Origin of the sequence: Nocardioides carbamazepini (assembly GCF_024614185.1) — a bacterium.
Classification (GTDB): domain Bacteria; phylum Actinomycetota; class Actinomycetes; order Propionibacteriales; family Nocardioidaceae; genus Nocardioides; species Nocardioides carbamazepini.
Genome location: NZ_JAHTLF010000025.1, coordinates 117542 through 136114, shown reverse-complemented (window position 1 = coordinate 136114; position 18573 = coordinate 117542). Strand labels below are relative to the sequence as shown.

The window sequence follows — 18573 nt, the reverse complement described above, 5'->3', positions numbered from 1 at the left end:
CGCTCACCTATCCGAAGGACTTGGCCGTCACTGCGGCCGTCGACAGTTCGTGCTTGCTCAGCTGGGCGACCAGGCGCCCGCGGTTGAGGACGTAGGCGCGGTCGCCGACGTCCGCGGCCTCCTCGAAGTCGGAGGTCACCAGGACCACCGCCATGCCGGTCGAGCGGCACACCGAGCGCAGCAGCCCGTGGATCTGCCGCTTGGCGCCGACGTCGATGCCGGCGGTCGGCTCGCAGCAGATGAAGACCCGGGGGTCGTCGACCAGCGCCCGCCCGAGGAGCACCTTCTGCTGGTTGCCGCCGCTCAGCGTCGCGATCGAACGCATCGGCTCGGGTGGATGCACCCGGAACCTCTTCAGGTCCTCGGCACACTGACGCCGGGCCCGGGCAATGGAGGCGGGCTTCCACCACGGCCGCGCCGGGTTGAGGTACAGGTTCTCCATGATCGTCAGGCCGGTGGCGACGCCGTCGGCCAGCCGGTCGGGTGGGACGTAGCCGATCCCCGCCGCCCGGCAGTCGCTGATCCCGCGCGGCGCGAACGGCCGGCCGCTGAGCGTCATCCGCCCTCCGGCGATCGGCTCGAGGCCGAGCACCAGGCTCGGCACCGCGAGGTGGCCCGAGTCCGCCAGCCCGGTGATCACGGTGACCTCGCCGGGACGGATGTCGAGGTCGATCGGGCCGACGCCGTCACCACTCAGCCCGCGCAGGGTCAGGACCGGCTCGGCGGACCGGGTGTCCGCCGGGACGGTCTCGGGCGGGGGCGCACCGGCCTCCGGCGTACCGATGATCAGGGAGACCAACTCGGCGCGGTCGGTACGACCCATCTCGCGGGTGCCGACGTCGGCGCCGTTGCGGAACACGGTGACCCGGTCGCACAGGCGCATGATCTCGTCCATCCGGTGCGAGATCAGCACGCACGCGACTCCCGCGTCGGCCAGTGCCCGCAGGTGCCGGAACAGGGTGTCGACCTCGCCGCCCTGCATGGCCGCGGTCGGCTCGTCGAGGACGAGCACCCGCGCGCGGCCCGCGAGGGCCCGCGCGATGGCGACCAGCGTCCGGGAGGCCAGCGGCAGCCGGCCGACCATGACGTCCACGTCCGGGTTCTCGACGCCCAGCTCGCGCAGCGCGTCCTCGGCCTGCCGGCGGACCTGTGCATAGCTGATCGGCCGGCGGGTGGTGACGTACGTCGTCCCGAGCGCGATGTTCTCCGCGACCGACATGTCCTCGACCAGGCCGAGGTCCTGGTGGATGAACGCCGCTCCGGCGTCCATCACGTCCCGCGGCGAGGTGTGCCGGGGGAGGTCGGTCCCGAGGATCCGAACCTGCCCACGGTCCCGGGCCTCGATGCCCGACAGGATCCGCACCAGCGTGGACTTCCCGGCCCCGTTCTCGCCGAGGAGCCCGTGGATCTCGCCGCGCCGCACGCTGAAGTCGGCGCCGGCCAGCGCCGTGGTGGCGCCGTAGACGCGTACGACGTCGCGCGCATCGATGGCCGGGTCGGAGGTCACGGTCCCCAGACCTCGTCGTACGCCGCCGGGTACGGGATGAGGTCGCGCCAGATCTTGGTCGCCTCGGTCTGGTCCGACACGTCGGAGGGCAGGTTGTCCTTGGTCCACAGGTGCAGACCGCCGCCCCAACCGTTGGCCGGGAGCGCGGGCTCGCCTGCGAGGAGCCGTCGTACCTGGTCGTAGGAGGCGTAGGCGATCCAGTCGAGCGGCATCCCGACGTTGTACTTGAGGTCACCGGCCTTGACCGCCTGCAGACCCGGCGTGGAGCCGTCCTGCGAGATCAGCGTGACGTCGCGGTTGAGCCGCTTGGCCGCCTGGGTGACCACCGAGAACGGGTAGTAGTCGTCGGCGAACGCCATGTAGTCGATGTCCGGGTTGGCGTTGAGCACCGACGTGGTGAGCTGGTCGAGCGCCGTCGGGTCGACGAGGTCCTCGAACGCGGTCACCTTGATGATGAGCTTGCAGGTCGGGCACTGCTCCTTGAACTGGCGCTCGGCCTCCTCGGCGTAGCCGAGGATGTTCGAGTCACCGCCGGGGAGGAACAGCGCGACGTCGGCCTTGCCGCCGGAGTCGGCCAGCGCGGTCGTCAGCATGAAGGGGTAGCCGATGTCCTGACGGACCGAGACGTAGGCGTCGTACCCCTTGCCCTCGGGGGCCTTCTGCTCGACGGCGACCCCGACGGTCTTGACGTCGGCCTGGCGCGCCTTGTCGATCTCGGCCAGCACCGACACGTCCGGGACGCCCGGCATGATGATGGCCGCCGGGTCGGTGTTGACCGCGCTGGTGATGAGCTGCTGCCACGCCAGCCCGTCGAGCCCGACCTTCGAGGTGACGCTCGCGCCGTCGACGTCCTTGGCGAGCTGTCCGGCGTTCTCGGCGACGTACCCGCAGGGGTCCTCGCACGCCGCGACGCTGTAGAGGCTCGGCTGGTCCGGGTCGGACGTCTTGATCAGCGCGTCCGAGACCCCGGTGATGACCTCGAGCGGGTCCTTGGCCGACGCCGCGCTGACCACGCCCTCCTTGGCCGCCGCCACGAGGCTCTCTGCCTTCGTCAGCGTCTCCGCATCGGCGCCCGCGCCGCTGTCCTTGCCGTCGCCGCTGCTCCCGCACGCGGCCAGCAGGGCCATCGTGCACAGACCAGCGAGCGCCCCGATCGCGCTCTGCTTCCGGCGTGCCCGAACCGACCTGCCGGGCACCGCATTTCCATGATCCAGAGCCACGATCAATCTCCAATTCGCAACGAGTGAGTGACGGTCGTGGCAGGAGCGTATTACGTTGTCGTTGCCGGTGCAAGAGATTCCGGTGATCCGGGTCACGCCCCGGCCACGGTCGGCGCTACTTCGTTGTACTCGAGATCGTGGCGTCGACGGCCTCCTCCGCCCCCGCCCCCAACGACCCGTGCAGCTCCATGAAGAGGTCGTACGCCGCCGCTCCCGGCCAGCTCGCCGGCAACAGCTCGCCCGGCAGGTCGGGGTCGCGGAAGGGGAACTTGCGGTACTCGTGGATCAACCGCGTCCGCGCCACCAGCGCCGCCTCGGGGCTCAGCGGTTCGGCGCGCAGGGCCGCGGCCGTCGTGCGGTGCCGGGCGAGGAAGTCGGCGTAGTCCCGCCCCAGCCCTTCCAGGTCCCAGCACCTCTCGACCAGCTCCCGGTCCCGCACCCTGCTCCCGGACTGGCACGTGAAGAAGTCGAGCTGCAGCTCCTTGTCATCCCCGAACCGCTCCAGGACATGACTCTCCTGGTCCCGCGAGCTGATCCACGTCGAGCTCGCCAACGGCCCGTACCCCAGCCACGTCAGCTGCTTGCGCAACGTGTCCCGGAGCTCCCGCGACGACTCCGGCACCGTGTAGATCGCCATGTGCCACGTCCCGTCCCACGGCTCCACATTGCGCCCGAAGATCCGCGCCCGGCCCTCATCCAGCGTCGCCCGACTCTCCGCCGTCAACGCATACGCCGTCTCCCGCCCGATCGTCCGCGCCTCGAACCACCCCTCCTTGCGGAGGCGCCCCATGACCACGCGGGTGGTGCTCTCGGTGACGTCGAAGTGCGCCAGCAGGCCGACCAGGGTGCGCAGTCGCACCTCCTCGCCTCGGTACCGCAGGTAGTCGCCGAAAAGGTCGAAGACGATCGAACGAGCCTTCATCTCACTCCACTTTCTAGAACACTCTCATTGCGTGCGGACACAGACTGTAGTGCTTCTTCATGCGGCCGCTGCGGACCTGACGCGTCGAGACCGCATGCGGGCGGTCGCGAACAACGCGGCCTCGGCCACATCCGGCCCGCGGCCGGAGAGGATCGGTCGTCCGCACCGAGCCGAGCTCGCCGGCTCTCGCCACGAGCGAGTGACACCGCCTCGCGAACGACGCGTGTCCTCGTGATTCCACGCCTCGTCGTCGTGCCGCGCGGAGCAGACGCCACCTGCGGGCGCCACCTCTAAGGTACGGACATGCGTCGCCGCTGGATCGTGCTCCTCGTCGCCGCGGCGCTCGTCGTGTCGGCGGCCGTCGTCGTGGTCTGGCGGCTGCGCTCCGACGACCGCTCCCGGTTCGCCGCGGCGCTCCGACTCGCGCCGACCTCGGCCTCACGGTTCAGCTGGACCGACTGGGCCGGTGTCCGTGCCGAGCTGGACGCCGACCTGTCGTCCTCCTCCACGGGCGACGACGTCGGCGCCTTCCTGCAGGACGCCTTCGACCGCGACCTGTCATCGACCACGGCGCTGGACGCGTCGGCGCCGACGATCCAGGACGAGATCGGCTTCTCCCCCGCCACCCTCGACTGGGAGCTGTTCACCCAGGGCACGGACGGCGCGCTGGTGCTGATGGGCCTGCCGGAGGACTTCGACGTGGCCGGCCTGCGGGACCGGCTGCGCTCGATCGGCTTCGCGGAGCCCGACGAGGCCGACGGCGTATGGCGCGGCGGGGTCGACCTGCTCGAGGGACTCGGCGGACCGGTCACCCCCGAGCTCGCCGCGCTCGTGATCGACGAGGACGCCGGGGTCCTGGCCGGGAGCGACGACCCCGACTTCCTCGAGCGGCGCGGTGACCTGGCGCGCGGTGACCACGAGGACGGCGTGCGTGACGTCGTCGATGCCGTCGGGCCGGCGCTGAGCGCCTCCGTCGCGACCGGCGACCAGGCATGCTCGTCGCTCGCGATGACCGATGCCGACCCGGCCGACCGGACCCGGGCGAGCGAGCTGGTCGAGCAGGCCGGCGGCGTCCACCCGGTGACCGGGTTCGCCATCGCGGCCCAGCCCGGCGGCGGCGTACGGGTGGCGATGGCGTTCGAGACCGACGACCAGGCCCGTGCGGACGCCGACAGCCGCTCGAAGCTCGCCGCCGGACCCGCTCCCGGTCAGGGCGGCACCTTCCCGGAGCGGTTCGAGCTCGGCGAGGTGGTGGCCTCGGGCCGGGTCCTGACGATGGCGATGACCCCCGTCGAGGGGACCTACGTGGTCTCCGACCTCAGCCACGGTCCGGTGCTGTTCGCGACCTGCTGACAGCGCGTGCTTGCGAGGCCCCGGGCGGCGAGCACGATCTGCGACCCCCTCGCGCAGAAGGAGCCCGCGCGGCAGCGTGTCGCACGGCGGCGGAGCCGCATCGTGCGACGCCCGTGGGGCCGAGCGTGCGAGGCCCCGGGCGGCGAGCACAATCGACGACACGCCCGCGCCGACAAGCCCAGCGCGGCAGCGTGTCGCACGGCGGCGGAGCCGCATCGTGCGACGCCCGTGGGGCCGAGCTTGCGAGGTCCCGGGCGGCGAGCACGATCTGCGACACGCTCGCGCCGACAAGATCAGCGCGCGACGCCGAGGATCCGGTCGATCTCCTCGACCGAGAGGCGGTCGTCGCTGGCGCTGGCGGCGATGATCAGGTTGGTGGTCAGCTCGACCTCCGTGAGGAGCTCGCCGTCCTCGAGGGTGACGTCGAACTGATCGGCCATCCTTCCCCTCCTCGAGCCGAGTCCAGCGCGGTCTTCCGAGACCATGATCCCCCGTCTCGACGCTGACAAACCCAAAAGTTCTGGAAAAGTTCGGTGGCCGAAAAACCCGCCGGGGGGCCCCGCCGGTCGGCGGGGCCCCACGGAGACGGGGTCTTCTCGGAACGGGTCAGAGAGGACGGACGTTCTCGGCCTGCGGGCCCTTGGGGCCCTGGGTGACGTCGAACTCGACCTTCTGGTTGTCCTCCAGGGACTTGTAGCCCTGGGACTGGATCGCCGAGTAGTGGACGAAGACGTCGTCGCCGCCACCCTCCTGCTCGATGAAGCCGAAGCCCTTCTCGGCGCTGAACCACTTGACGGTGCCCTGAGCCATGTTGCTCGTTACTCCTCGTATCGGGGCGAGAGCCGCCACCTCGACGGCCCGCAGCGGCTGGATGACACGTCGCTCCGACCGTGATGGCGACACCACAAACCAGATACGCCGTCGGCCACAGACTCCGCAGGCGTTCACCTTCGAGAACTGCAGTCGCTGCGAAGTCGACACTACCAATCTCGGCCGACTGCGGAACCTCTCCTCCGCCACGAAATTCGGTTCGACCATGAAGGTTCTGCAACACGCGTGTGACGCTCCGGAAAACCCGTCCGTCGATGCCACGCACCTACCGAATCTGTCGTCCCCACGGTCGATCCACGACAATTCCGGTCGGTGGGTGGCGCCCGGATCCGGCAGGCCGCCGCCCGGCCGCCCGGCGGGCCGCCGCGCGCGCTCGATAGGCTCAGTCCGGGCCGTTAGCTCAGTTGGTAGAGCACCGGACTTTTAATCCGAGTGTCGCGGGTTCGAGCCCCGCACGGCCTACTCCTTGCGCTGGGCGCACTCCGCGCACAGACCCACGAGCTCCACCATGTGACTGACCTCGGTGAACCCGTGCTCGTCGGCAATCGCCTGCGCCCACCTCTCCACGGCGGAGCCGGTGATCTCGACCGTGCGGCCGCACGAGCGGCAGACGAGATGGTGGTGGTGCGAGTCGCTGCAGCGACGGTAGGTCGCCTCGCCGGCGGGGTTGTGGCGGACGTCGACGTCGCCGACCTCGGCCATGGCCTGGAGGGTCCGGTAGACGGTGGCGAGGCCGACCTTGTCGCCGGTACGCCGCAGGCTGTCGTGGATCTCCTGCGCGCTCTGGAAGTCGGCTGCCTGGGCCAGGGCATCGGTGATCGCCCGGCGCTGCCGGGTCGGCCGGAGCGCGGCGGGGCGGGTGTCGGACACCGAACCTCCTGGGGACACTGCCATCGGACTGGGAATCGCTCTCAATCTACCGCCCGGGCGGTGGGAGCCAGGCGCCCCTGGTCCCTGGGGACCATCCGGGAGGACCACCGAACCGACGACGGGTGGGACCGGCGCGGAGTAGCCTGAGCGCCGGGAGAGGGACAGGGAGGGACTCGCTCGTGGGGAGCAATGACGAGTTCGGGCCGGACACGGAGAGCATCCGTGCCTGGCTGAACAAGCGTGCCACCTATGCCCGGGACGCCCGGGTGGTCGGCGCACCCCGCGGGAGCGGCGGCCTCACCACCGACCCCGCGCCGCGCAGGGCGGCCTCCCCGCCGGCGGCGGGCCCCCGCGTCGACTCCACGTCGGCCGGCCGCTCGGTCCTCGAGGCGCTCGGCGTCGAGGCGCCGCCGGAGCCGCCGGCCCGGATCGCCCAGGCGGGTGGCCTCGACAGCACCGACGTCGGCCGGTCCGTGGTCGAGGCGTTGCGTGCCGACCTGCCGAAGCAGCCGACGACGTCGCGGGCGGCCGCACCGGCACCTGCGCCGGCTCCGGCACCGGCCGCGCCGGAGCCGTCCACCCCGAAGCGCCCCGCCCCTCCGCCGCAGGTGCCCAGCGAGCCCGAGGTCCGGCGCGGCCGGTGGACCGAGCCCGAGGACAACCTGACCGCGCTCAATGCCAGCACCGACGCGCAGTTCCCGGCCCGCGGCGGGATCCGGCGCAGTCTCTCCTGGGTGCTGCTCGCCGTCCTCGTCGCGACCGGCGTGGCGTCGTACGCCGCGGCGCGGGAGCCGACGTCCGCCACCATCGGGGCGGCCGGCATCCTGGGCTTCCTGCTGCTGGTCGTCTGGGCGGTGCGCGCCGGCGGCACGACCACCGAGCTCGCCATCCGGCGCGGCCAGCTGAGCATCAGGCGCAACGGGCAGACCGAGGTGGTCGACGTGGCCAGCTCGTACACCCCGATCGCGATCGTGGGCGAGCCCAGCGACCGGCGGTGGACGGTGCTGATCGAGCGGGAGGGCCTTCCTCTCGTGGTGATCACCCGCTCGATGGTCGACCCCCACTGGTTCACGACCGTGCTCTACCGGCTGCGCCCCGGGTTGCGGCCCGCGCCCGCTCCGGCGCCGGCCCAGGAGCTGGAGGACCCCGTCGACCAGTCCCCGGTCAACCGGCCGTAGGACCGTCGCAGGGGATCCAGAAGCGCAGCTTGCCCTGGCGCTCGTCCTCGAACCGCCCGCCACCGGCCTCGATGGTGCGCCGGGAGGCGTCGTTGCCCACGTCGCAGGTGACCAGCACCCGGTCGATCCCGAGCCGGGCCGCCGCGCTGACGCCGAGCGCGAGCGCACGCGAGGCGTGCCCCCGGCGGCGCGCGGCGGGCCGCACGGAGTACCCGATGTGACCCCCCTGCTCGAACAGCCACTCGTTGAGCGTGTGCCGCAGGTGCAGGAACCCGACCAGGTCGTCGCCGGGCGCACCGTCCTGGGCCGCGATCCAGAAGTACGTCGAGGGGACCCGGGTTCCGTCGAGGTCGGCGGTCGATGTCGCCTCGGTCATGGTGACGAACGCGGCGCAGCCGGTGCGGGTGGGCACCGGGTCGCCGTCGAGATGCCAGTAGCCCGATCCGTGCATCTCGTCCGGGCCGCCGAAGTCCTCGACCATCGCGGCCCAGGGCTGCCAGCGGGAGAGGTCGGGGGCGACGAGCGCGGTCATGTGCCCATCCCATCACCGCGGGTCAACCGGGTTTCCTCGCCTCCGAAACGAGAACGTGTTCTACTCTGGCGGACATGAACTGGCACCTCCCCGACTCCGACGAGACGCCGGCGGCCGAGATCGAGCGGCAGGCGGCCACCTGGCGTCCGCTCGCCGAGGCCACGCGGGAGCTGGTCGACCTGTGCGTGATGTCCGACGTCGACGAGGACGAGGTCCGCGCCGCGCAGGCGGACGTCGAGGCGGCGGTGGCCCGGCTGCGGAAGGTGCGCCGTGCTCGGACCCTCGGCGAGGAGCACCTCACCGGTGGGCGGCGCCGCCCCTGGGGCAACCCGGTCATCGGGCTGCGCAACCCGATCGCACCGCCGCTGGAGGTCGCCAGCGACGCCACCGGCCGGGCCGCGACGGAGTTCCGGTGCGGCCCGGCGTACGAGGGGCCGCCCGGGCTGGTCCACGGCGGCGTGGTGTCGCTCATCCTCGACCAGATCCTCGGCCACGCCGTCGGTGCGGCGGGCCGGCCGGGGATGACCGGGACCCTGACGATCGTCTACCGGCGGGGCACCCCGCTCGGCGACCTGCGCGCCGAGGCGTGGATCGACCGCGAGGACGGCATCAAGACCTGGGCCCGGGCACACCTGATCGGGCCGGACGGCGTCACCGCCGAGGCCGAGGGGGTCTTCATCCTGCCCCGGCACATCCGGGAGCGGCTGTCGTGACCGCTCCGGACACTCACCCGTGGGCTCAGCCAGGGACCTTCACGCCGCGCTTGTTCTCGTCGCTCAGGCGGGCCTCCTCGGCCGCCTGGGCTTCGAGCTCGGCACGACGCTGCGCCTCGTCGTGCTCGCCGGGCTGGGAGACCAGGTCCGTCGCACCGCGGGCGAGACGCTGGAGCGCCACCCGAGCGAAGATCTGCTGTTCCGTCGACGTCCGCTCCGAGCGGCCACGGCCGAGGAACGAGACCGCCCAGCGCAGGACCGCGGTCACGCGGTTCTTGAACCCGGTGAGGTAGAAGAGGTGCACCACCAGCCACATCAGCCAGGCGAGGATGCCGGTGATCCGGAGCTTGCCGACCATCGCGACCGCGCGGAAGCGGCTGATGATGGCCATCGAGCCCTTGTCGAAGTACTTGAACGGCGGCTGCGCGGGCTTGCCGTCGATGCGACCCTCGATCTCCTTGGCGGCGTACTTCGCCCCCTGGATCGCGACCTGCGCGACGCCGGGGAGGTTGTCGAGCGAGATCATGTCGCCGACGACGAACACCTCGGGGTAGCCCGGGAGGGTGAGGTCGGGGTTGACCGAGATCCGGCCGGCACGGTCGAGCGGGGCGCCGGTCTGGGCGGAGAGCTGCTTGCCGAGCGGGTTCGCCTGGACCCCGGCGGCCCAGACCTTGGCGACCGCCTCGATCCGCTTCTCGCTGCCGTCCTTGTACTTCACGGTCAGGCCGCGCTCGTCGACCTGCGACACCAACGCGCCGAGCATGACCTCGACGCCGAGCCGCTCCAGCTTCTCCTGGGTCCACCGGCCGAGCTTGGCGCCGAACGGCGGCAGCACCTGGGGCGCCGCGTCGACCAGGATGACGCGCGCCTCGCGGGAGCTGATCGCCCGGAAGTCGCGGGTCAGCGTGCGGTGGGCGAGCTCGGCGATCTGGCCGGCCATCTCCACCCCGGTGGGACCGGCGCCCACGACGACGAAGGTGAGCAGGTGGTCGACGTTCTCGCCGCGCGAGGCGCCGAGCTCGGCCATCTCGAAGGCGCCGAAGATCCGGCCGCGCAGCTCCAGGGCGTCGTCGACGCTCTTCATGCCGGGGGCGAACTCGGCGAAGTGGTCGTTGCCGAAGTACGACTGGCCCGCGCCGGCGGCCACGATGAGGGAGTCGTACGGCGTCACGATCTCGCGGCCCAGGACGTGGGAGGTGACCTGGCGCTGCTCCAGGTCGATGGTGGTGACCTCGCCGAGCAGGACCTGGGCGTTCTTCTGGTTGGCGAGCACCTCGCGGGTCGGCGGGGCGATCTCGCCCTCGGAGAGGATGCCGGTCGCCACCTGGTAGAGCAGGGGCTGGAAGAGGTGGTGCGTGGTCTTCGCGATCATGGTCACGTCGACGTCGGCCTTGCGCAGCTGCTTGGTGCCGAAGAGGCCACCGAAGCCGGAGCCGATGACGACGACCTGATGACGGTCGGAGCGGGGGACGATGATGCGGTCGGTCAGGTCGGGCTGAGTATCGCCTGCTGCCATGGCTTCCTCCTGGGCACCTCTGTCGACGACACGATGACGTCCTTGCCGCCCATTCTTCCGCCTCCGCCGCACGACCCCCAATCCGACGTCAAGGTCTGGTTGGTCACACACCGGGCGGCCCGTGATCAAATATCATCGAGGCGGTTGGTTTAGTGGCAACCCGGGCGGGGTATCGGACCCGGGATCGCCACCCCCATCGACCGGACGAGACCCCGGAAGGTTCCTCCGTGCAGCACCGGCAGACACTGGACCTGGCCCCCGGGCCGCGGATCGTGCACGATGCACGACGCTGGGTGGTCCAGACCTGCGTTCAGCTGGGCCGCGCGGACCTGGCCGACTGCGCCGAGCTCGCCGTGTCCGAGCTGGTCACGAACGCCGTCCTGCACGGCACCTCCCCCATCCGGCTCCAGGTGCACGGCACCACCGAGCACCCCCGCTTCGAGGTGCACGACGCCTCCGTCATCCCCCCGCAGCCGTCGACCCAGGCGGGCGGCTTCGACATCGACGCCTTCGACCTCGACGCGTTCGACTCCCTCGACGAGGAGCAGCTGGCCACGCTGACGACCGTCGGCCGCGGCCTCGACATCGTCTCGCGGGCCTCGGTCGCGTGGGGTGCCGAGATCGACGAGGACGGCAAGGCGGTGTGGTTCGAGCCGTCGCCCGAGCTGTCCGAGACCGAGGGCGCGCCGTACCAGCAGACCCACAGCATGCCGTCCCTCCAGGCCGACCACACCCGGGTGGGCGAGGTCGGCGTCCAGATCAACGGGGTCCCGATCGGGGCCTTCGGCCGGTTCCAGCGCCACTACCGCGACCTGCGTCGCGAGATCCGGCTGCTCGCCCTCGCCCACGAGGACGACTACCCCCTGGCCAAGGTGCTCTCCGAGCACTTCGACGCCCTGGAGCGGCCGCTGCGCGCCAACATGGGTCGCGAGCAGGTCGACAAGGCGTACGCCGACGGGCGGGAGTCGATCGACCTGCGCCTGCGGATGCCCCGGGAGGCCGCTCGGCAGATCGGCGGCCTGATCGACCTCCTCGACGCGGCCGACGAGTTCTCCCGCGCCCAGCGACTGCTGACGGCGCCGCGCACCCCCGAGCAGCGGTCCTTCCAGATCTGGTTCCTCGGCGAGTTCCGCCGGCAGGCCGTGGGCGCGCCGCCGGTCGCGTGGCAGGGCAGCGGCAACGGCTCCGGAGCACGCCCTAGCCTGCAGGCATGACGCCTGGCCCGCCTCCACGGCTGCTCCTGGCCGTGGCCGCGGGCGGCGCCGTGGGTGCGGTGGCCCGGTACGCCGCGACCGAGCTGGTCGCCGACGGTCGTGGCTTCCCGTGGACGACGTTCGCGGTCAACGTCTCGGGGTCGGCCCTGCTCGCCGCCCTGCTGCTCCTCCCCCTCGCCCGCCGCTCGCCGACCTGGGCCGCGGCGCTGGGTCCCGGCGTGCTCGGCGGGTACACGACCTTCTCCGCCACCTCCGAGCAGGCGCGGGCACTCCTCGCCGACGGCCGCGCCGGGCTCGCGCTCGCCTACGTCGCCGGCACCCTCGCCGCCTGCCTGGTCGCGGTGAGCCTGGTCGGCCTGCTCGCGCCCTCGCTGCCGGAGGAGGACGAGCTGTGAGCGCCCCATGAGCGTCCTCCTCGTCGCGCTCGGCGCCGCGGTCGGCGCTCCCCTGCGCTACGCCCTCGGCCGCCGTCTCGACGGTGGCTGGCACCGCGGCACGCTCACCGCGAACACGCTGGCGAGCCTGGTGCTGGGTGCCTGCGTCGGCTGGTCCGTCGACGGCTTCACCCTCGCCCTGGTCGGGACGGGCTTCTGCGGCGGCCTGTCGACCTACTCCTCGCTCGCGGTGCAGGCGCGCGACCTGGGGCCACGCCGCGGGGCGGCCTACGCCGTCGTCACGATCCTGCTCGGGCTGGCTGCGTGCGCGGCGGGGTTCTGGGTGGCCGGGGGTCAGGCGTAGCCGAGGTCGTGGAGGCGGGCGTCGTCGATCCCGAAGTGGTGGGCGACCTCGTGGACCACCGTGATCCGGACCTCCTCGGCGAGTTCCTCCTCGTCGTGGCACATGTCCAGCAACGGACCCCGAAACAGGAAGATCCGGTCGGGCAGCTGCGGCAGCAGGCCTCCGCCGCGCTCGGTGAGCGCCACCCCGTCGTACAGGCCGAGGAGGTCGCCGGGCTCCCCCTCCGGCGGCTCGTCCTCGACGAGCACGACCACGTTGTGCACGAGGCCGGCCAGCTCCTCGGGGATCTCGTCGAGGGCACGGTCGACGAGGGCATCGAAGTCCTCGGGGCTCATCTCGACGGGCACGACGCCATTGTGCCCGGGGCACCCAGCCGCCTTTCGGCCGAACGCAGCCCACCTCGGTCCACGGCCTGCCGCACGAAGCTCCAGCCGATCCAAAGAGTCGATCGCCCGCATGCAACCAGACGTCGCGCCATCGACGCTGCAACTCGGCGACCGAACGCGGCGTTAAAACGCGGGCTTGTCAGGTTTCCGGGCCGGTCCCAAACAGCGGAGCCTGTTCTCACGAAACCGCATATGCGGCCGTCGCTTCGGGCCTTCTCAAGGACCCAATCGCTGGCTACCTGCCCTTTGTCCCTGGCGGCAAATATCCTTCAGGCATGACGACAGAAGGTGCGGCGAGTTCCTACTCCACGGGCGGCGGAGGCGTCGTCCTGGAGCACCGCTACGCCGCGACCCTGCTCGCACGCCTACTTGTGGGAGCGCCCTGCGGGGAGATCGGCGACAACATCGCACTAACAAGGGTGCGTCTTCAGGCGAGCGACCTCAGTGCAGTCGACGACATCGTTCTCGAGGGGACGGCGCCCGACGGAGCCGTTCATCGAGCCTCCATCGGAGTTCGTCGCGATCCAGCCCTCAACTCCAGCGACACGGCGTCCGTTCCGCTAATCCGTGCCTTCCTGAAGGTTGTCACCGAGCACTGGGACGAAGTCTCGGCCGGGCGATGGGCCGTGGTCCTGGCGGTAGCCGGGTCGAGGCAAGCCTTTGGCCAGGTAGCGACTCTCTCGGTCATCGCCCGGTCAGTTTCCGATGCCACCGCTTTCGACGCCGCGGTGCATCGGCCCAGGGCGACCAACGCTCCGACGCGAAAACGCCTTGTGCACCTGAAGAATCTGGTCGTTTCTGCTGCGGAGGGGGGTATCGAGCTAGCCGGCCTCGATGTAGACGACCTTGTTTGGAAACTGCTGTCGAGCCTGTCTGTTCGGTCCTTGAGGCTTGAAGGAACCGACACAGCTGACCGGTCGTCTGCTGTTGCCGTCCTACAGCAGGCCGTCGTCGATGGGTCGTCGGCAACGGCGGAGATTGTTCTGCACAGCCTTGCTGAACTCGCCGACGAGTACGCCCCGGCTGGTGCGCAGGCGACAGGCGCGATGTTGCGCCGTCGCCTTGCGACCCTTCCGTTGAAGAGCTTTGGGCCTCACGAACGCGCCTGGGCGACTGTCGAACGACTCAGTGACCTCCTGCGGCGGCAGTCCCGGTCGACCATTTCTGATGGGAACGAGTCGATTCACCTTCAGCGCAAAGCTGCTGGCGAAGCGCTTCGACGGTCGATGGAGTCCTGCGCGGAGGCGGGCGGGGCGCTTGTGGTGACGGGCGAGCCAGACGTCGGTAAGTCTGCGCTCTCGGTCGCAGTCGGCGACCTGTTGCGCGCTGACGGAGCGTTCGTCGCGTGCATGAATCTCCGAGACGTTCGCGGCACTGTTCTCGAGTTCGAGGGCCAACTCGGCGGCGTAAGTGTGACGGAGCTCTTCGCCGGCGCGCCGACCGCCATAATGCGTCTGCTCGTGATCGACGGGTGCGAAGCAGTCTTGGAGGGCCAAGAGTCGCTCTTCGCCGAACTGGCTGCGTCGGCAATGAAGCAATACATCGGCGTCGTGGCCGTGACGCGGTCCGATGGGGCGAAGTTCGTTGAGACCGTCCTGCACCGCGCGGCCACTGCGGTTGATCCGGCGCACAAACTGCAGACCCATGTAGTCCAGGAACTCACCCAGGAAGAACGAAGGTTCCTCGCCGAACGCATACCCGGACTGACGCGAGTCAACGAAGACGCCAGATCCAACTGGTTGCTGGGACGCCCCGGCCTGATCGACGCCTTGCTACGTTCCGGCCGGCCCATCGAGCCCGATCAGCTCCTCTGTGAGGCAGACGTCTACGTCGCCGTTTGGAACGGACTTGTGCTCCGTGATGGGTCACAACAATCGGGGTCTGCGCCGCCGGAAGAGCGCGAAGACGCAGCCCTAACGGTCGCTCGGCGCCGTCTCGGGTCGCAAGAGACAGCTCCTACCACCGGCGCCGTCAGGGAGCTGCGTTCCGACGGGGTCTTCCGTTCCGACGCCAACCCGGCTCTGTCTCAAGGGCCTGACTTCTCGACAGACCTGTACCGCGACTTCGCGCTATGCAGGCTATTCCTGTCAGTCGGATGGGCGCCGCTCACCGATAACGCGGCTCCCCGCTGGACGATTCGAGCAGTCAGATTGGCGTGCGAGGCTCGTCTGGCGAACCCGGGACACAGAACGCGCCGCCAGATCTGGGACGAGCTCGCCGAGGAGTTCAACGCCATAGCTGCCGGCGAGGGGGTCCGATGGACCGAGGTCCCAGTCGAAGCCCTCCTGGCTGTCGGCGATGCACGCGAGGCGATCAGCGAGCTCTGGGACGTACTCCAGGAAGGCGAAGGTCTCGATGCGCTGTTGCGCCTTGCCGCATCGCGGTATGTCGGCGTGTTCGGTGACCGGTTCGCGCTGGCACCCATTGTTGAGGTTGCCTTCTGCGAAGGTAGGGACCTTGGCCGTACACGGGCCGGCATGCGCGACTCTCAGCAAGAACGTGTCCAGGAACTAGTCCTTGCATGGCTACGGGGCATGGCTCACGCCAGCTCAGGGCCCGACGCCCTCCGTCAGCGTGTGCGTGAAACGATCCTTGGGCAGGACCGGCCGCTGTATGACGAGTTCGCAATCCAAGCTCTAGCCGCGCTGGGCGAAGATCTCAACGACGCCGCTGCCTCGTGGCTGCGCAAAGTCGCGCGGGAGCGGCCGAGCTCGCTTCATGAGATCCCCGAGTCGCCGGCCTCGGTGCTCGCGTTAGCGTCAATCGACCCGGAGCTTCTCCTCGAACTCAGCGAGGCCTACTACATCGAGCGACCCGACCCTGAAGACAGTGAACTCGGGTGGGCCGGTCTGAGAGGCCGCAGACACCTCGACGACGGGATCCGCGACTTCCAACACGGCAACAAGTTCGGGTTCGGCCCACCCAGCGCCGCCTGGTACTACGGACCGTTCTTCAGACTGCTGAACCTAACGCCGCTGAAGGCCATCGCTTTCATCAACCGCATGCTCAACCAGGCAGCGTTCTATCGCGTCACCGACGAGACCCAGACCCTGACCGCCGACGTGGACTGGAGCAGCTATCCGGGCGCGTCGCTGCACCTGACTGCCAAGAGCGGGCCGCGGCACTACGTCGGCGACTCCCACGTCTGGAGTTGGTACCGCGGCACCACTGTCGGCCCCTACGCGTGCATGAGCGCTCTTCTTGCGCTCGAACGCTTCATCGACTACTTGCACAAGGACGCTGGGATCCCCTTGGACAACATCGTCGACCTCCTGCTGGAGGACTGCCACAATCTCGCGATCCCTGGCCTGCTCCACGGGTTCCTGACCCGCCACCTCGACGAAGTAGGCGACCTCCTCGACCCGTTTCTCGCCGACGTGGACGTCTGGCACCTGGAGATTGGGCGCGTAACAACTGAAGGTGCGTTCACCGTTCGCGACCGCGACGCCGACACGCTGGTTGGCCGAGACAAGCGCCGGCATTCGCCGCACGAGACGGTCGGCTGGATGGTCGTCAACGCGCGCGCGGCAGGCGATCATGGACGTCTCAACCAACTTGAAGCAGTGGGTTCACGGCTACTGGAGTCGGCCCAACGGAACGTCGACGACGAGCAGGCTGCGCCGGAGCCAGACCCCGCCGAAGCGGCTCTAACGAGAGAAGGACCGAAGCAGTACCTAGCGATGATCGGCAGTTGGGCTGCTGAGTTCAGCGCCGAGAACTACGAGGCCTCCGTCGTCGACGGCAGCGTCATTATCCAGTTCGAGCGTCCGGCAGAGCTCGAAGCTGTGCTGGCGCCAGGCAATGCCCAGATCAGCGCGACGCAGGCGTTCATGCGGCTGCAGGTCGCGTACGCGTTGAAGAACGAGACGCCTGAGGCATGGCCGGTCGACTCGATCGCTGCGGACATTGCCGAGGCTCGACAGCTCATGGATGAGAGTTCGTCGGCGATGCTCGACCGGCACGAGAATCCCGTTGTGGCTGTCGCGGCCGCTGGATTGCGCGCGCACGCTTTCGGGCTCGCGACGTTGGAACAGACGGACTTGGAGTGGGCCGTCGACCTCGTGCTCACTGCCGCTGAAGAGCCATGGATAGACGGGTTCAGCAGAGCCTCAAGTCTCTTTTCCATGGGCTCGGACCGCGCCGCGGCCATCGCGGTGCCGCTTCTACTCCTGCCAGTCTTTGACTCGCTGAGCGTGGACGCCGCACGCCTTCACCGAGCCCTGATCTCATTGGCAACGAGCGTTTACGACGAGGTTCGCACCGCCTTCGCGAACGGGACAGCGCCCGTTTGGGAAGCAAACTGCGAGATCAGCGAGGGGACTGCTTGCACGCGACACGAACCACTCTGGGAGGCCATCCAGGCCTGCATTGCGACGGTCCGGCTGGGGCCGTGGGACTACGAAACCCAGCGCCGGCAACACCTGCGTCTCGAAGGTCCCTTCGAAGAGACGTTGCTGGCCGTCCCAAGCGACGAGATTCTGGTGAACCGTCTCCGGATGCCGGTGGTCTGCAACTACGCGGCACTATCGTCCCTATGCACAGCTACTCGCGCTGAACTCCTCGCTGGCCCCCTTTGGGACGCTCACCTGCGAGGTCTCGATCACGCCTGGCGCGAGAACTACGACCACCTGGGCGAACGCCACCATGAACTCATCGCCCGCCTGTTCATCCAGTTGGCGGCGGATGGCGACAGAGAGGCGCTCGACACCCACCTCAGCCTGTTCGCGTCGAACGCACACGCCCTTCATTCGTTCCTGCACAGCTTCGCAACGGTGTTTAGCTACGACGACCAACTGCGCCCCTTGCTGGCTGATTTCTGGCCGCCAGCGATGGCTACGGTTATCGACGAGATCGACGCAGGCGCGAGCCTCATCGACGACTCCACCTCGTGGTACGACTACGCCATTTCGGCACTGCTTCCGGTACCGCAGATCAAGTCCGAAGACCTGGACCCTGATGCAACTCTGACTAGCTGCAGAGACTCGTGGGCACTGCCCGACGCCTTCGAGGGCGTGATCGACCGATGGATGGCAATCGGAAAAGGCGAGCCGAAATGCGCCGAAGCCGTGGCCGGGTTCGCACGGACGGCCACGACCCATTGGCAGGCAACAACCGGACTTCTCTGGCTGGAGACCGTACTTGACGGAAGGTTCAGCACGTTCGCGAACCGCGCCTGGTTCGTGACCAACTGGCTGGGGGAGCTAAGAGCGTCCGGTGCCGTGACTGGCCCCACCATCGCGCGATACCGCCGCATCGTGGACGGCCTCGCCGCGGCCGGCGACTCAGCGTCCGTAGAGCTCCAACAACTAGAGGAGAGCTAGTGGCTGATCCGAGTGCCCGCCCCACCGGTCCTGTCCGAGGATCCTCTGGTCTGATTCATCCAGGCGCGCGTCGTTCTGGGCGGTCCGACGCGGGCAGCCATCGCGGGACTGAGTCGACTCAGCGGCCCCGGGGGGACCGACTGGTCTCAGGGATGTAGCTCCGGCAGGAGCGTGAACACGTCCACGTGTCTGGGTCGTACGACACGGAAGTGCCGATGGTCCAGCGTCGCAATGTCGGCCACACCCAGGCGCTCGGCGAGTGCGATGACCGA

General features: G+C 69.6%; 16 protein-coding genes and 1 tRNA gene. 8 read left to right on the top strand and 9 right to left on the bottom strand.

The features are described 5' to 3' along the window. Nucleotides 1-7: 7 nt before the first annotated feature. The 3 genes from KVF89_RS26715 to KVF89_RS26705 all read right to left on the bottom strand — a co-directional run bounded on the left by KVF89_RS26715 (nucleotide 8) and on the right by KVF89_RS26705 (nucleotide 3649). Complete coding sequence (locus tag KVF89_RS26715; RefSeq protein WP_257430171.1) at nucleotides 8-1507, bottom strand: sugar ABC transporter ATP-binding protein; 1500 nt, start codon at nucleotides 1505-1507, stop codon at nucleotides 8-10. Beyond that, nucleotides 1504-2634 carry a sugar ABC transporter substrate-binding protein gene (locus KVF89_RS26710; RefSeq protein WP_257430170.1) on the bottom strand — a complete coding sequence of 377 codons (1131 nt, stop codon included), beginning with the start codon at nucleotides 2632-2634 and terminating at the stop codon, nucleotides 1504-1506. Before KVF89_RS26710 ends, KVF89_RS26715 begins: the two co-directional genes overlap by 4 nt. 208 nt (nucleotides 2635-2842) lie before the next feature. Continuing rightward, a complete protein-coding gene (locus tag KVF89_RS26705; RefSeq protein WP_257430169.1) occupies nucleotides 2843-3649 on the bottom strand; it encodes a PaaX family transcriptional regulator in 807 nt (268 codons plus the stop codon). A 303-nt stretch (nucleotides 3650-3952) separates the two neighbouring features. Here KVF89_RS26705 and KVF89_RS26700 point away from each other — a divergent pair, with 303 nt between their 5' ends. Next, nucleotides 3953-5002 (top strand): hypothetical protein, encoded by a 1050-nt coding sequence (locus tag KVF89_RS26700; protein ID WP_257430168.1) that lies wholly within the window; start codon nucleotides 3953-3955, stop codon nucleotides 5000-5002. 293 nt (nucleotides 5003-5295) lie between these two features. On the opposite strand, the gene KVF89_RS26695 is transcribed toward KVF89_RS26700, so the two are convergent. After that, on the bottom strand, nucleotides 5296-5442 hold the full coding sequence (locus tag KVF89_RS26695; RefSeq protein ID WP_257430167.1) for a hypothetical protein: 147 nt from the start codon (nucleotides 5440-5442) through the stop codon (nucleotides 5296-5298). A gap of 166 nt (nucleotides 5443-5608) precedes the next feature. Next, complete coding sequence (locus KVF89_RS26690) at nucleotides 5609-5812, bottom strand: cold-shock protein (protein ID WP_141006089.1); 204 nt, start codon at nucleotides 5810-5812, stop codon at nucleotides 5609-5611. A gap of 410 nt (nucleotides 5813-6222) precedes the next feature. Here KVF89_RS26690 and KVF89_RS26685 point away from each other — a divergent pair. After that, nucleotides 6223-6295 (top strand) — tRNA-Lys (locus tag KVF89_RS26685). Here the strand turns inward: KVF89_RS26685 and KVF89_RS26680 are convergent. Next, nucleotides 6293-6703: a Fur family transcriptional regulator gene (locus KVF89_RS26680; RefSeq protein ID WP_257430166.1), complete on the bottom strand. Its 411-nt coding sequence runs from the start codon at nucleotides 6701-6703 to the stop codon at nucleotides 6293-6295. The genes KVF89_RS26685 and KVF89_RS26680 overlap by 3 nt on opposite strands. Nucleotides 6704-6882: 179 nt before the next feature. Between KVF89_RS26680 and KVF89_RS26675 the strand changes: the two genes are divergently transcribed. Next, nucleotides 6883-7881 carry a hypothetical protein gene (locus KVF89_RS26675; RefSeq protein WP_257430165.1) on the top strand — a complete coding sequence of 333 codons (999 nt, stop codon included), beginning with the start codon at nucleotides 6883-6885 and terminating at the stop codon, nucleotides 7879-7881. Here KVF89_RS26675 and KVF89_RS26670 read toward each other — a convergent pair. Further along, nucleotides 7868-8413: a GNAT family N-acetyltransferase gene (locus KVF89_RS26670; RefSeq protein ID WP_257430164.1), complete on the bottom strand. Its 546-nt coding sequence runs from the start codon at nucleotides 8411-8413 to the stop codon at nucleotides 7868-7870. The genes KVF89_RS26675 and KVF89_RS26670 overlap by 14 nt on opposite strands. A 74-nt stretch (nucleotides 8414-8487) precedes the next feature. Between KVF89_RS26670 and KVF89_RS26665 the strand changes: the two genes are divergently transcribed. Beyond that, nucleotides 8488-9126, top strand: coding sequence for a PaaI family thioesterase (locus tag KVF89_RS26665; RefSeq protein ID WP_257430163.1), 639 nt, complete (start codon nucleotides 8488-8490; stop codon nucleotides 9124-9126). Nucleotides 9127-9151: 25 nt separating this feature from the next. On the opposite strand, the gene KVF89_RS26660 is transcribed toward KVF89_RS26665, so the two are convergent. After that, entirely contained in the window at nucleotides 9152-10642 is a 1491-nt protein-coding gene (locus tag KVF89_RS26660; RefSeq protein ID WP_257430162.1) for an NAD(P)/FAD-dependent oxidoreductase, read from the bottom strand. 227 nt (nucleotides 10643-10869) lie between these two features. On the opposite strand from KVF89_RS26660, the gene KVF89_RS26655 reads away from it, so the two are divergent. From KVF89_RS26655 to KVF89_RS26645, 3 genes are read left to right on the top strand one after another with little or no spacing between them, the layout of a single operon-like run. After that, nucleotides 10870-11856: an ATP-binding protein gene (locus KVF89_RS26655; protein WP_257430161.1), complete on the top strand. Its 987-nt coding sequence runs from the start codon at nucleotides 10870-10872 to the stop codon at nucleotides 11854-11856. Further along, entirely contained in the window at nucleotides 11853-12251 is a 399-nt protein-coding gene (locus KVF89_RS26650) for a fluoride efflux transporter FluC (protein ID WP_257430160.1), read from the top strand. The genes KVF89_RS26655 and KVF89_RS26650 overlap by 4 nt, the downstream gene beginning before the upstream one ends. Before the next feature lie 7 nt (nucleotides 12252-12258). Continuing rightward, complete coding sequence (locus KVF89_RS26645; protein WP_257430159.1) at nucleotides 12259-12594, top strand: fluoride efflux transporter FluC; 336 nt, start codon at nucleotides 12259-12261, stop codon at nucleotides 12592-12594. Here KVF89_RS26645 and KVF89_RS26640 read toward each other — a convergent pair. Beyond that, nucleotides 12585-12941, bottom strand: a complete 357-nt coding sequence (locus KVF89_RS26640) for a metallopeptidase family protein (protein WP_257430158.1) — start codon at nucleotides 12939-12941, stop codon at nucleotides 12585-12587. The genes KVF89_RS26645 and KVF89_RS26640 overlap by 10 nt on opposite strands. Nucleotides 12942-13255: 314 nt before the next feature. Here KVF89_RS26640 and KVF89_RS26635 point away from each other — a divergent pair, with 314 nt between their 5' ends. Further along, complete coding sequence (locus KVF89_RS26635; protein ID WP_257430157.1) at nucleotides 13256-18301, top strand: hypothetical protein; 5046 nt, start codon at nucleotides 13256-13258, stop codon at nucleotides 18299-18301. The last annotated feature ends 272 nt before the right edge of the window (nucleotides 18302-18573 follow it).